The following is a 13,172-nucleotide window of genomic DNA, read 5'->3' on the forward strand; positions in this document are numbered from 1 at the left end:
GGCGGGCTTGTTGCTTTGGGGCACGTGGGTCTCGGTGCCGCCGTCAGTCCTTGCTGGGGGCCAGCGCCGGGTCCAGCGAGATGCGTTCGTCGAACACGAAGCACTTGCCGTCAAAGCCCGGGCCGCCGGTTTCCTCGAAGTACTTGAGAATGCCGCCGTCGAGCTGGTAGACGTTGGGAATGCCAGCCTCGTTCATGTAGATGGCGGCTTTTTCGCAGCGGATGCCGCCGGTGCAGAAGCTGACCACCGTCTTGCCTTCGAGTTCGGCGCGGTGCGCCTGCACGGCGGCGGGAAACTGCGTGAAGCGGTCGATGCGCCAGTCGATGGCGTTCTTGAAGGTGCCTTCGTCGACCTCGAACGCGTTGCGGGTGTCCAGCATGACCACGGGGCGGCCGTCGTCGTCGGCGCCCTGCGCCAGCCAGCGGGCCAGGGTGTGCGCATCCACGCCCGGGGCACGGCCGGCCTCGGGCCGGATCGTGGGGTGATCCATGCGGATGATCTCGCGCTTGATCTTGACCAGCAGCTTGCGGAATGGCACCTGCGCGCTATGGCTGAACTTCACTTCCAGGTCGGCAAAGCGCGCGTCGGCCCGCAAGGCCCGCAGGAACGCGTCGATGCCGTCGGCCGACCCGGCCAGGAACAGGTTGATGCCCTCTTCGGCCAGCAGCACGGTGCCCTTCAGGGCGGCCTCGCCCGCCTGGGCCAGCAGCCGGGCACGCAGCTCGGGCAGGGCATCCAGCGAGACGAATTTGTAAGCGGCAATATTGACGACGGAAGACATGGCAAAGCGGGGCGATTGGGCAAAGAAGGCCGTAATAGTAATCGCTGCCCCGCCCTGCCCGCTTGCCGCAGGTCAAACCGGTACGTCAGCGCCTGACGATTTCCTGTTCGATCACCGCGTCGAGCACCCAGCGCAAGCCGGAGGTATCGGCGGGCGGATTGGGGTCCTTGATTTCGACCACGCGCAGGCGGTAGCGGATGCCGGGCTGGAAGTTGAAGCCGGTGATGTCGCCATACCAGAGCTGCCAGGGCTGCGACGCGCTGTCACGCACCTGGTAGCAGGTGGTGCGGCCGGCGCCGGCATTGCAGGGCACGCGTTCGGCGTTGACGTAGACCAGCTTGGTGGGCCCCACCTGGCCGCCGGCGACGGGATCGATGCGGCGGCCGAAATCCAGCGTGTCGCCGTTGCTGAGCGCCCAGGTCATGCGCTGGGGATTGCTGGTGTTGTCGAACGAGGTGGCCGTGATGCGCGTCAGACCGGCCAGGAATTCCTGTTCGAGCTGCATGTTCACGGGCGCGCAGGCCATCATCGTTGCCACGGGGTTGGACGTGATGATCAGTTGGCCATTGGCCACGGTATAGGGCGCGTTGTACGAATTGCAGCCGGCAAAACCGCTGGCGCGCGTGGCGCCCTGGTCATGGATGAAGCTGATGGTGAGCGGGCGCGAATGGGATGATGGATGCGGAATCTCGCGCAGCGCGCCGCCCGGGCGGGTCCAACGGGCCAGGTCCCAGCTGGTCTGCGCCAGCACATCCGAGGCCGCGGCCGGCTGGAAGCGGGGATCCCGCCCATCCGCGGTGCGCGGCGGCGACGCGCAGGCCGCCAGGCCGAGACTGAGCACGCAGGGCGCGAGCCAGCGCAAGGATGAGGACAAGGACATGGGATTCTCCCGCAAGAAACTAGGGCTGGTTCAGCGCCGGCAACACTCGGCACGGCGCCGCGGCGGCACGGCCGGGCGCCCCGGGCAGCGCCCATTGTAGGCGCGCGCCGGGCCTGCGCCTGCCGGCGCAAAACAGACTGAAACACCTGGCCCGGCGGGCCTCAGGGCGTGGGCGGATCCTCACGGCGTTCGAACTCCAGCACGTCGCCGCCACGCAGATTGAAGGTCAGGTGGCGCGGGGCGCCGCCGCTGTCCAGCGTGAAGGTATCGATCGCGCCCAGGCTGCGCAGGTAGTCGTTTTCAAGGGCGGCGCGCTCGGCCGGCACGCAGGCCATGCGGGTGGCGGCATTGGCCTGGATGAAGAGCTTGCCGGATTCGAGCTTGTAGCTGCCCATGTAGCGGTTGCAACCCGAAAAGCCGCCCGTGCGGTATTCCTTGCCCTGCGCCAGGAACGTCAGCCGTATCGGTTCACCGTTGTCGCCATGCGGAATGTTGCGCAGCCCGCCGGAGGACTGCGTCCAGCGCACCAGTTCCCAACTGGTCTGGGCCAGCGAATCGGCGCTGGTGGCCGCATTGGCGGCCGCCGCACCCTGGGCGCGTGCGCCCCCCGTGGAACCGGCGCAGCCCGCCAGCGCCACGGCCAGCAACCCCACGCCCAACAGGCGGCAATGCGAAGACAGGAAGGAAGACATGGAACAGCACTCCTGAATGGACATACCCCAACTGTAACCGCCACGCGGTCGGCGCGTCCCGGGCCTCCGCCTGACAGCCGAATCCGAAAGCGGCACGCACCGTCCTCCCTGCGCAGGGGGGGTCTGCATCGTACGCCGCATGGCGGCGGCGTGCCGCCACGCGCAGAATCGGTTGACACCCCGCACGCGTCCGGCTCCCCGCCCGCGGCGGAGCCGCGCAGCACACAACAATGACGACCGGAGACACGGCGATGGGCTTCTTGAGAACCTTGCTGGCGCTGTCCGTTGTACTGGACCACCTGGGTGGCGGCACGACCGACTGGCTGGTGGGCGGCCGGCTGGCGGTGCAGCTCTTCTATGTGATTTCCGGCTTCCTGATTTCCTACGTGCTGACCGCCACGGACCACTACCAGGGGTCGGTCGGCCGGTTCTATGCCAACCGGGCGTTGCGCCTGTATCCGGTGTACCTGGCGGTGGCGGCGCTGACCCTGCTGGCGCATGCGGCGGACGGCGGCGCGTTCTGGCGCTTCTACGACGCTCTGCCCTTTGCCGCGGAACTGTTCCTGGGCGTGTCGAACCTGCTGATCCTGGGGCAGGACTGGTTGATGTTCTTCGGCATCGAGCAGGGCGCCCTGGCGTTCACGGGAAGCTTCGCTCACAGCGAGGTCCCGCTCTACCAGGGCCTGCTGGTGCCGCAGGCCTGGACGCTGGGCGTGGAAATGAGCTTCTACCTGATCGCCCCGTTCGTCCTGCATTCGCCGCGTCGCCTGCTGGCGCTGCTGGTCGCATCCCTGGCGTTGCGGGCGGTGCTGGTCGCCACCGGCATCGGTCTGGCCGATCCCTGGACCTACCGCTTTTTCCCGACCGAACTGGCGCTATTCCTGGTGGGGTCGCTGTCGCACCAGGTGCTGCTGCCGCGCTGGCAGGCGTGGACGCGCCGTTTTCCGCGGCTGCCTGAAGCCGGCAGCGCACTGCTGCTGCTTTACGCGCTGGCCCATTTTTCCATCGGCCTGCCGCACACCGTGCGCGACGCGATGGCGGTGGTGCTGTTCGCTGCGCTGCTGCCGCTGGCCTTCCTGTTCCAGTCCCGATATCGGCTGGACAAGGCCATCGGCGAGCTCAGTTACCCGATCTATATCTGCCACGCGCTGGTCATCCTGTTCTTCGGCTGGCTGCTGGAGGGCGCGCAGGCGCGCCAGCCGGTGATGTTCATGGTGCTGGTCGTGGCGGGTTGCATCGGCTTTGCCGCGCTGCTCAATACCCTGGTGGCAGACCCGGTCGAGCGCTTGCGCCGGCGCCTGCGTAACCGGGGAACCGAGGCCGGCGCCACCGCGGCCCCAGGCGAAGGCGAGCAACCCGCCAACGCTCCCCGCCCGTCGGGTCTCGTGCAGCCCGTGCGCAGGCTGGCCGCCACGCCGCGTGGGCGCGGCGTGGGAACTATTCGCCGCGCGCCTTGATGTAGGCCGCCAGCACCTGTTCGATCTGGCGCTTTTCCTGCAGGCTCAAGCGGGCATAGGTGGCGTACGAGACGGTTTCGAACGGCCAGGGAGGCTGCTCGGGGCGTTGGCCCAGGCTGGGCGAAGGCTCGTCATACGCCGGGCTGACCATCGGCCCTTCACCGGTGCTGAGCCACAGGGGATTGACTCGCAGCGCCCGGGTCAGCTTGATGAGCGCGTCGCTGGAAGGCTGCAGGCGCTGGCCGCTTTCGTAGTTGCCGATGGCGCTTTGCGACAGGTTGCTAGCGACTGCCAAGTCCTTTTGTGTCCATCCCTGAAGCATTCTTGCGTTGCGCAGACGATGGCTAAACGTGTCCAATCGATCAACCTGAGACATTAATATGAATTTATTTATTTGATTAAAACATCTCAATACTGCCGCCAAACAAACGGATTGCACACCAATTCCGGGGCTAATCCGTAAATCGCGGCATTCTCCCCCAGCCATCAGCCCGGCGCGGCGCCGGGCGCGCCGGCAAGGCCACAACCCGTAAAAAAGACCATTGCTATCATCGGCTTGCACGCAACCCTGCGGGCCACGCAGCCCGGCGCGCCCGATCGCCCGCTGGACCGGCCAAGCCATTAAAGCCCGCCCGAGTTTATGTCGCTTCGGAATGAAAAATAAAAAATAATGTATCGGTAATACTTAATATCCTGTGGTCGCAAGCCCGCAAACGAACAGCGTTTCAAGCGCTTCCCTGAGATTTGCCCCCGCCCCTGTGTTACTACCAGAAACTACAGAAACGTATCTTCACAAAAAAACACGCCCGTGTTTAAATGAAACACGGGCGTGACTTCCATGCGGAATCGGATCATCGGCGGCCCAAGCGCGACACGCTTGCAGCCAAATGCCGCCCCAGACCCCGACCGCGGCATTCATCCGCCGCGGCCCAGACGCTGATCGACCGGCCATTGCCTGGCCTGACGACACTGAAAGCCCTAGCCCGCCACCAACAACATCGCCAGATGCCGCCACATCATGGCGCGCCGCAAAGGGAGAGGGGCATGACACGCAACGATCACGCTGTCGTCGGCAAAGGCGGGCATTCATGACCAACACGCTGGATGTCATCTTTCTCAGCCAGGACGATGCCCGGCACGCCCGCCTGGTCGAGGCCCTGTCCCACCTGGGCTTCGGCGTGCGGCGCTGCCACGACCTGGCCGACGTGTACGACCGTTACTCGCGCCGCCCCAGCCCGCTCATCATCCTGGAAGCCCCCCTGCCCGATATCCATAATGCGGCGGTGCGCCTGCGGGCCATCGACCGCAGCCTGGGCATTGTCGCCATCGCCCCATTCGGGGCCGAGGAAAACCGCATCCGCACGCTGCTTTGCGGCGCCGACGCCTGCCTGCCGCCGGACGTCACCGGACTGGAACTGGCGGCGGTGCTGCAAGCGCTGGTGCGGCGCGCGGTCGGGCTGGACGGATCAGAGGCCGCGGCCGAACCGTCGCTGCCCGAGGACAGGCCGCATGGCACCTGGCGGTTGGCCAACAAGGGGTGGACGCTGATCAGCCCGGCGGGCCGCAAGCTGGGGCTGACCACGGGCGAGCGCGATTTCCTGACCAAGCTGGTGCAGGCGCCCGACCGCAAGGTCAGTCGCGATGCCTTCTACCCGGATGGCGCCGAGGATGCTGATGGGGCCATTACGCGGCGCCGCTTCGTGGACGTGATGATCAGCCGCTTGCGGCGCAAGGCGACGGTCAACGAGATGACGCTGCCGATCCGCGCCGTGCACGGCTGGGGCTACATGTTCGCGGCGGACATCACGCTGGAACTGGACAATCGGGAGGGGGGAGAGGAAGGTCGTCCGGACGGGCCGGAGCACTGGCGACGCCACGCGCTGGATGCCAACGTGCCGACTTACTGATACGCTTGCGACCTGGCGACTGGCGCCAGGCGAAAAAAACGCGGCGCTGCCCCGAAGGTAAGACGCCGCGCTAAAACAACACGTGAGCCTGGAGTCATCAGCCGGCACTGATGCCTTCTACCTAGATCACGCGATTCCAACATTCGTGCCTCATACTACTCACGCACGGACTGGCCGTGAGCCCGAACGGGGTCTCTAGTCCCCACCCAAGCTGCAGCGTGATCAACGCCCGGGTGATTTCGCCTGCCCTTGCAGCTGGCAGGCTTGTCGCCCGTATCAGCGGTGTTCCTCTCGGATAGCCGCGTGATGAAAGAAGTTTAGGACGTCGGGCGCAATTCAAGTAATTCTTTGTTGATAGCCTTCTATACATATTGGATATAGGAAGCCTGCCGCCCTGCCCTATAGAATGAGCCGCAAAGGACGCCCCTGCCATGCCCCATTCCCTGTCCGGCCTTGCGCGCCGATTGCGCCTGGCGCTGACCCGCATTCCCCCCAATTGGTGCCTTGCCATTCTCGTGGCGCTGGACGGCTATGCCTTCATGCATCCCGTGCTGCGCGAGGTGCGGGCGCGCGAGTATTCATTCTGGCTGGCGCTGGATAACTGGCATGACGTGATGCAGGTGGTGGGCCTGCTCGAAATTCCCCGGCTGGTGCTGGGCGTGGGCCTGCAGATCATCGCGCTGGGCCTCATCCTGAAGGCCCGCATCGCGTGGGCCTTTTCGTTGGTGCTGCTGATCGGGGTGGGCACCTTCGCCATCCTGGGCGACAGCGGTCGGGCCGGGCTGGGCGTCTATACCTTGGTATTGGTGATTGCGCTGATCGCCTACTGGCGGCGCTTTGACCGCGCCAGCGTCACGGCGGGCTCGCTGTTCGCGCTGGTCAGCATGGCATCGCTGCTGATCTACGCGATCTTCGGCACGCTGTACCTGGGCGAGGAATTCAATCCGCCCATCAAGGATGCGGCAACGGCGCTGTACTTTTCCATCGTGTCGATGTCCACGGTGGGCTACGGCGACATCACGCCGCACAGCAATGCGGCCAGGCTGTTCACCGCGTCGATTATCATTCTTGGCATCACCGTCTTTGCCACTTCCATCAGTGCGATCGCCGGCCCGGTGATCGGCGGCAACCTGAAACGGCTGGTCAAAGGCCGGTTTTCCAGCGCCATGAGAAAAAACCACATCATCATCGCCGGCGCCACGCCCCTGGCCATGAGCGTCTACGAAGGCCTGCGGCGCCGCGGCGACGAGGTCACCGTCATCGTGCCGCCCGGCGTGCCGCAGGAATACCCGGCCGCCACCGACCTGATCGAAGGCGACCCGTCCAGCGTGCAAGTGCTGCGCAGCGCGGGCGTGACCCGCGCGCGCTACGTGCTGGCGCTGCGCGATGACGACGCCGAGAACGCCTTCATCGTGCTGGCCGCCAAAGAGGCCGTGGGCGAGCAAGGCGCCAAGACGGTCGCCCTGGTCAACACCAGCAAGCACCTGGAAAAGATCCGCCGCGTACAGCCCGACCTGGTGTTCTCGGTGCAGTTGCTGGGCGCCGAACTGCTGGCGCGCGCCATCAACGGCGAGCCGATGGACAGCCAGTCCATCACGGATCTGTTCTTTGCCAAGGCGGCGCCGCAAGCCAAGGCGAGCTGAGCCCGCCGCCGCGCGCGGCCCGTGCCGCCTGGCCGCAAGCGCGGGCCTGCGCACGGTGCCCCCTCCTAGCCACAGCGATACACGTTGCCTGATAGCGTGACGTTGGTCTGCTCCAGGTGGTCCTTGCCGCCTGTCTGCCCCGCACGCTGCGTCAGCAGGTAGACCACGTTGCCGCCCAGCGCGGCAGCCTTGTTCTTCAGGTCGTTGCGCGCCCCGGTTTCCAGATCCGCATTCGAGGTGATCGCGCCCGCCAGGAAGTTGCCCTGGTTGCCGGTCACGTCGCCCAGGAAGACGCAGTCCTTGCCGGGTTCGTTGTGCGTGATGCGCACGTTGGAGGCGGCGCCGGGCGACAGCGCCGTGGGTGCGCAGGCGGCCAGCGCGCAGGCCGAGGTCAACAGGGAAGCGACACGCAGTGCATCGCGGGAAATCGCAGACAGGTAGTGCATGGCAAGCATCCATCAAAGGGACGTGGGAACCCGGCACGCGGGCGAACCCCGCGCGACAGGCGGTTGAAAAGTAAGATCAAGGGGCGGCCGCCGGGCGAGCGCGGGGCGGCCCTGGACGGATCAGGCCATGGCCACCGGCGCCTGCCGCGAGGGCGGCGCCACGCGGCGAACAGCGCCCGTCGCGGCGCCTAGTCGACGCCGGTGTCGTCGCCGGCCGCGGGCGGGCCGGGTTGGTATTCGAGCAGGTCGCCGGGCTGGCATTGCAGCACCTCGCAAATGCGCTCGAGCGTGTCAAAGCGCATGCCCTTGACCTTGCCCGATTTGAGCAGCGACAGGTTCGGCTCGGTAATGCCGATTTCCTGGGCCAATTGGCGCGCCTTCATCTTGCGCTGCGCCAGCATCACATCCAGCCGGACCACGATCGCCATCAGATGAATCCCCGGTTTTCTTCCGCGACCTGGGCCGCTTCTTCCATGGCCCAGGCCAGCGTGAACAACAGGCCACCAAGCAGGCCGAGCAGGATGTCGCTGATATCGATGCCGATCATCAGCTGGCGCTCGCCCGGCCCGTTGGCCAGCGTCAGCGCCAGCATCAATACGGTTTTCAAGGCCGGCACCGCGACGCTGAACACCGTGACCAGCAAGGCAATGCCGCGCAGGCGCCGGGCCGTGGCCACGGTCAGCACCTCGCCGCGGCTGAAGTCGGAAAACATCGCATGGGCATGCGCGATGGCGCGCAACGCCAGGGCCGCCAATACGCCGAACAAGGCAAAGCCCAGCACCCGGTACGCAGGCCCCAGGTTCAGGTGCGGCAAGGTGACGGGCGTGGCGGCATCCGCATAGGCCGGCGCCGCGACACCGAGAAAGGAATACAGGCCGCGGGCCAGCACGGCCTCGGATGTGAAGAACCACATGCCGATCAGTGCGGCGATGAGGATCACCGCCGCGACGACCAGCAGGCCACGCATCCAGCGCGACAGCCCACGAATGCGGGCCAGGCGCCGCGCGCCGCTGGCGGGTGGCGAGGTCTGCGGGGCGGATGAAAAGGTCGGCGCGGCTGCCATGGCGGTCTCCGGATGACATTGCTGGGGTGATGAAGTTGCTGTAGTGTAGCAACAAATTATCGTTTCACAATAATTTTTTATCCCATAAAGGAAAGTCATGCGGGCCACCCTGGCAGTCGCGTCGCTGCTCGCCGTGCTGCTGTACTTCGTGCTGTCAGTCCCCTGCGGCGACACGGCCGACCCGGGCGCACGGCTCTGCCGCGGCCCGGTCTTCGCGCAAGCTGGGCGCGGCGGCGTCCTGTGGTCGCTGGGTAACCGCTTTTCGTTATTGAACCTGCCGCTGCGCGCGCTATGAGACCGCGGGCACCGGCGGCTGCGCCGCCTTCTCGGCATACCACCGCACGAAGTCGGCCGACGGCATGGGCCGGGCAAACAGATAGCCCTGGATGAACGCCACGCCGCGCTGCGTCAGGTAGTTGAACTGCTCGGGGGTTTCGACGCCTTCGGCCACGACCGCCAGGCCCAGGCGATGCGACAGCGTGATGATCACGTCCAGCACCGGTGCCTCTTCCCCGGTGGGCTGGATGGCGTGCACAAAGCCCTTGTCGATCTTCAGGTAATCGACCGGGAATTTCTGCAGGTACGACAGCGAGCAATGGCCCGTGCCGAAATCGTCGATGGCCACGAACACGCCTTCGGCGCGCAGCGCGTCGATGTTGCGGCGGGCCTGGCCGTTGTCGGCGATCAGGCTGCGCTCGGTGATTTCCAGCACCATCAGCGACGGCCGGATGCCGGCGCGAAAGGCCTGCACGTCGGCCAACAGCGTGGGGCTGGACAGATGCTCGGGCGCGAAATTGACCGCGATGTGGAATTCGGGCGGCGTGACCCAATCGCGCATGTCGCGCTGGATCAGCGCGAGCAGATGCTGGGTGAGCGGCACGATCATGTCCTCGACCTCGGCCGCCGCGATGAAGATGTCCGGACGCACGGGGCCCACGCCGGGACGGTTCCAGCGCATCAAGGCCTCGACCCCTTCGCAGCGGCCGGTGGCCTTGCCGTAGACCGGCTGGTATTCGACGTGGAATTCGTCGGCCGCCATGGCGCGGCGCAGCTGTTCCTTGAACGACTGCCGGTTCACCTGCAGGCGGTAGGCGCCGAAGGCCAGCAGCGCGCCGAACAACAAGGCGATCGGCAGGTAGGTCACCAGCAGTTGCTGCCAGGCCCGCACCACGGCTTCGGGCGGGGCCAGCACGCGCACGGCCAGGTCAGCCCGGCCGGCGACGTTGGCGGCTTGCTCGAACAGCAGTTCGGGCGCCACCGAGGCCCGCCCCCAGGAATCGCTGCGGATAGGCGCGCCCTGGCCCAGCGTGACTTCCAGCTGGTATTCGCCCAGCGAGGCGACGGAATTGAGGATGTCCTGCACGTAACGCCCGTCGATGGCGACCACCCCGCCGCGGCCATCGGCGGCCGGCATGCCCAGCAGCAGCGCCGGCCGCTCAGGCGCCAGGGGCGTACCCGCCACGCTGAAGAACCACTGCGCCGGCGGCACATCCACGGGCCACTTGCGGAACTGGCCCGTGACGAAATCGACCTCGCCCACGGCCGACGAACAATAGATGTGGTCGCGCTCGACCAGGATCAGCGCGCGGAAGTACGGATTGAGCGTGCCCCAGCGGTACAGGTCGGGCAGCGCCTCTTCGCAGGAGCCGGACGTCAATGCCGCCACGCGCGGCAGGATGTCCACGGCGCGGGCCACGATCTGCTCGGTCTGGACCCGCACGATGCGCGCGGCGGTGGCGGCTTCGGCGCGTTCGGTGGACTGCGCGTGCAGCCAGGTCCAGGCAACGCAACCGAGCACCGGCAGGACCAGGGCCAACGCCACCGGGAAGTAACGCCAGGACGGCACGCGGACGGTCATTCCGGAAGTAGGCAAATCGTCCTCGCGGATCGAGTCGTGGAAGTAGCGCAAGAATACAGGGCAGCGAGCCGCCCCGGCTACAGCAGGGCGCAGATCATGGCGACGTGCGCCTCGCGCCGCTCCGGCAGGTTGATGCGTTCGTCCGGACCCAGCAGGATCGCCATGAAGATGGCGTGAACCACGGGCGACAGCAGCAGCCACGGATGCCGCAGCGCCACGCCGTCGCCGCACAGGCCGCGTTCGCGGGCCAGCCGCAGCAACTGCGCGATGTCGGCCTGGTGCGCATCCACGGTGTCCTGGCGCCAGCGGCGCGCCAGGTGCGGCACGCGCCCGCTTTCGGCCAGCAGCAGGCGCATGGTGGCGACCATGGCCGGATTGGCCAGGCTGGCGTACAGGTGGTTGACGAGGCGTTCGGCCAGATGCCGGGGCGTGGACGCCCCCGCCACCAGGGCCTGGGCGTCCAGCCGCGGCGGGCACAGATGACGCGCAAGCAGCGCTTCGAAGACCTGCTCCTTGCTGGAGAAATGCGCGTAAAGACCGCCCTTGGACAGCCCGGCCCGCAGGGCGATGTCGTCCATCCGGGTGCCGGCATAACCGGCGATCGAGAATTCCTGCAACGCGGCGTCGAGAATCTGCCCGACGCGCACGGTGGGGGGGAGACGCTGACGTTGCGTGCCCATCATCACTGCTCCCTGTGCGAGTCGGCGCGGCATCAAGGCCCCGCCAACAGTCCCATTAAAAACCGACCAGTCAGTCGTTAGCTTGATTTCGATCAAGGAGGGGGCACGACGGCTGGCGCACAATCAATCCAGGACGTTTGACACCGGTGCGCCCGGTGCCGGGCCACAAGCCCCGCACCACGACGCGCCGGCCTCCCCCCCCCCAGCGCGATGACCGCGCTGCCCTGCACGCCATGGAGCCAGCATGTCGGACACGACCCCGCCAGCACGCAAGGACATTGCGATGACCGCAGGCCGGTTCGACGACACCGCCTGGGGGCAGTGGCCCTATTCGTGGTGGCGCCAGGCCTTTGAGCAGGCCCAGGGTGGCTGGAACACGTATGTCCGCGCGCTGCCCCTGGCCAATGCGCACCAGCGCGCGCTGGCCGCCTTCGCGGCACGCCAGTGGCTGGAAGTGCTGGCGCCCGATAACCACCCGTATACCCATCCCCAGGTGCTGCGCCAGACCTTGCAGGAAGGCGGCGCCAACCTGTTGCGCGGCGCGCAGGCGGCCTGGGAAGACGGCCTGCGCCAGTGGGGCGGCCTGCCGCCGGCGGGCGCGGAGCATTTCCGGCCCGGCCACGACGTGGCGGTGACGCCCGGCAAGGTCGTGCTGCGCAACCGCCTGATCGAGCTGATCCAGTACTGCCCCGGCACCGAGCGTGTCCGGCCCGAGCCCATCTTCATCGTGCCGGCCTGGATCATGAAGTACTACATCCTGGATCTCTCGCCGCACAACTCCCTGATCCGCTATCTGGTCGGGCAGGGATACACGGTGTTCTGCGTGTCGTGGAAAAACCCCGGCACCGCCGAGCGCGACTTGAGCATGGACGATTACCTGAACCTGGGGGTGCGCGAACCGCTGGCCGCGGTCAACGCGATCACGCCCGGTGCCGCGGTACATGCGGCGGGCTACTGCCTGGGCGGCACACTGCTGGCCATCGCCGCGGCCGCCATGGCGCGGGACGGCGATACCCGCCTGGCCAGCCTGAGCCTTCTGGCCGCGCAGACGGATTTCTCCGAACCGGGCGAGCTGGGCCTGTTCATCGATGAATTCCAGGTGGCGCTGCTGCAAGCCGAGATGCAGGCGCTGGGCTATTTTCCGGCGCAGCAGATGAGCGGCGCGTTCCAGCTGCTGCGCTCGCAGCAGCTGGTGTGGGGCCGCATGATCAATGACTATTGGCTGGGCCAGCGCCAGCCCATGACCGACCTGCAGGCCTGGAACGCCGACGCCACCCGCATGCCGGCGCGGATGCATGGCGAGTATCTGCGCCGCCTGTACCTGGACAACGACCTGGCCGCGGGCCGCTACGCCGTCGACGGCCAGCCGGTGAGCCTGGCCGACCTGCGCACGCCGCTGTTCTGCGTCGGCACCGAAACCGACAACGTGGCGCCCTGGCGCTCGGTCTACAAACTGCACGGCCTGGCGCCGGCGCCGCTGACCTTCGTGCTGACCCGGGGCGGCCACAACGCCGGCATCGTCAGCGAACCCGGCCATCCGCGGCGTCATTTCCGCAGCCTGACACGGCCCGCCGGCCAACCGGCGCTGGCCCCCGATGCCTGGCTGGCGGCCGCCACGACGCACGCAGGTTCCTGGTGGCCCCACTGGCGGGCGTGGCTGGATGCCCGGTCGGGCAGGCCCGCCAAGCCGCCTGCGCTGGGCGCTGCCCGTCAAGGCTACCCGGTGCTGGACGATGCGCCCGGCACCTACGTGATGGAGACCTGA

14 protein-coding genes are annotated in these 13,172 nt (G+C 67.1%); 5 read left to right on the forward strand and 9 right to left on the reverse strand.

All coding sequences use genetic code 11. The annotated features are described in order from the left end of the window. Positions 1-43 precede the first annotated feature (43 nt). The 3 genes from AC6LJ2_RS20420 to AC6LJ2_RS20430 all read right to left on the reverse strand — a co-directional run bounded on the left by AC6LJ2_RS20420 (position 44) and on the right by AC6LJ2_RS20430 (position 2,353). Positions 44-781: a sulfurtransferase gene (locus AC6LJ2_RS20420; RefSeq protein WP_263909550.1), complete on the reverse strand. Its 738-nt coding sequence runs from the start codon at positions 779-781 to the stop codon at positions 44-46. An 85-nt stretch (positions 782-866) separates the two neighbouring features. Then, on the reverse strand, positions 867-1,661 hold the full coding sequence (locus AC6LJ2_RS20425; RefSeq protein WP_263909548.1) for a DUF4377 domain-containing protein: 795 nt from the start codon (positions 1,659-1,661) through the stop codon (positions 867-869). 161 nt (positions 1,662-1,822) lie between these two features. Continuing rightward, positions 1,823-2,353, reverse strand: a complete 531-nt coding sequence (locus AC6LJ2_RS20430) for an META domain-containing protein (RefSeq protein ID WP_263909546.1) — start codon at positions 2,351-2,353, stop codon at positions 1,823-1,825. A gap of 230 nt (positions 2,354-2,583) precedes the next feature. Between AC6LJ2_RS20430 and AC6LJ2_RS20435 the strand changes: the two genes are divergently transcribed. Next, positions 2,584-3,810, forward strand: coding sequence for an acyltransferase family protein (locus AC6LJ2_RS20435; RefSeq protein ID WP_498152050.1), 1,227 nt, complete (start codon positions 2,584-2,586; stop codon positions 3,808-3,810). Here the strand turns inward: AC6LJ2_RS20435 and AC6LJ2_RS20440 are convergent. Next, a complete protein-coding gene (locus AC6LJ2_RS20440; protein ID WP_263909544.1) occupies positions 3,791-4,186 on the reverse strand; it encodes a helix-turn-helix domain-containing protein in 396 nt (131 codons plus the stop codon). The two genes, AC6LJ2_RS20435 and AC6LJ2_RS20440, sit on opposite strands and share 20 nt — an antisense overlap. Before the next feature lie 712 nt (positions 4,187-4,898). Between AC6LJ2_RS20440 and AC6LJ2_RS20445 the strand changes: the two genes are divergently transcribed. Both AC6LJ2_RS20445 and kch read left to right on the forward strand, forming a co-directional pair. Further along, a complete protein-coding gene (locus AC6LJ2_RS20445; RefSeq protein WP_498152051.1) occupies positions 4,899-5,717 on the forward strand; it encodes a response regulator transcription factor in 819 nt (272 codons plus the stop codon). A 431-nt stretch (positions 5,718-6,148) separates the two neighbouring features. After that, entirely contained in the window at positions 6,149-7,360 is a 1,212-nt protein-coding gene (gene kch, locus AC6LJ2_RS20450; RefSeq protein WP_445657550.1) for a voltage-gated potassium channel protein, read from the forward strand. 65 nt (positions 7,361-7,425) lie between these two features. On the opposite strand, the gene AC6LJ2_RS20455 is transcribed toward kch, so the two are convergent. The 3 genes from AC6LJ2_RS20455 to AC6LJ2_RS20465 form a co-directional block, all read right to left on the reverse strand. Then, positions 7,426-7,806, reverse strand: coding sequence for a DUF4156 domain-containing protein (locus AC6LJ2_RS20455; protein WP_263909538.1), 381 nt, complete (start codon positions 7,804-7,806; stop codon positions 7,426-7,428). A 188-nt stretch (positions 7,807-7,994) separates the two neighbouring features. Continuing rightward, positions 7,995-8,234 (reverse strand): helix-turn-helix domain-containing protein, encoded by a 240-nt coding sequence (locus tag AC6LJ2_RS20460; RefSeq protein ID WP_263909535.1) that lies wholly within the window; start codon positions 8,232-8,234, stop codon positions 7,995-7,997. Further along, positions 8,234-8,869 carry a DUF2975 domain-containing protein gene (locus AC6LJ2_RS20465; RefSeq protein ID WP_263909533.1) on the reverse strand — a complete coding sequence of 212 codons (636 nt, stop codon included), beginning with the start codon at positions 8,867-8,869 and terminating at the stop codon, positions 8,234-8,236. Before AC6LJ2_RS20465 ends, AC6LJ2_RS20460 begins: the two co-directional genes overlap by 1 nt. A gap of 97 nt (positions 8,870-8,966) precedes the next feature. Here AC6LJ2_RS20465 and AC6LJ2_RS20470 point away from each other — a divergent pair, with 97 nt between their 5' ends. Further along, complete coding sequence (locus AC6LJ2_RS20470; protein WP_263909531.1) at positions 8,967-9,164, forward strand: hypothetical protein; 198 nt, start codon at positions 8,967-8,969, stop codon at positions 9,162-9,164. Here AC6LJ2_RS20470 and AC6LJ2_RS20475 read toward each other — a convergent pair. Both AC6LJ2_RS20475 and AC6LJ2_RS20480 read right to left on the reverse strand, forming a co-directional pair. Beyond that, positions 9,159-10,727 (reverse strand): EAL domain-containing protein, encoded by a 1,569-nt coding sequence (locus AC6LJ2_RS20475; protein WP_498152052.1) that lies wholly within the window; start codon positions 10,725-10,727, stop codon positions 9,159-9,161. The two genes, AC6LJ2_RS20470 and AC6LJ2_RS20475, sit on opposite strands and share 6 nt — an antisense overlap. Before the next feature lie 77 nt (positions 10,728-10,804). Beyond that, positions 10,805-11,407, reverse strand: a complete 603-nt coding sequence (locus tag AC6LJ2_RS20480; RefSeq protein WP_498152075.1) for a TetR/AcrR family transcriptional regulator — start codon at positions 11,405-11,407, stop codon at positions 10,805-10,807. Positions 11,408-11,651: 244 nt separating this feature from the next. On the opposite strand from AC6LJ2_RS20480, the gene AC6LJ2_RS20485 reads away from it, so the two are divergent. Continuing rightward, a complete protein-coding gene (locus tag AC6LJ2_RS20485; protein ID WP_498152053.1) occupies positions 11,652-13,172 on the forward strand; it encodes a PHA/PHB synthase family protein in 1,521 nt (506 codons plus the stop codon).

Source organism: Achromobacter sp. 1014246743, assembly GCF_059760725.1.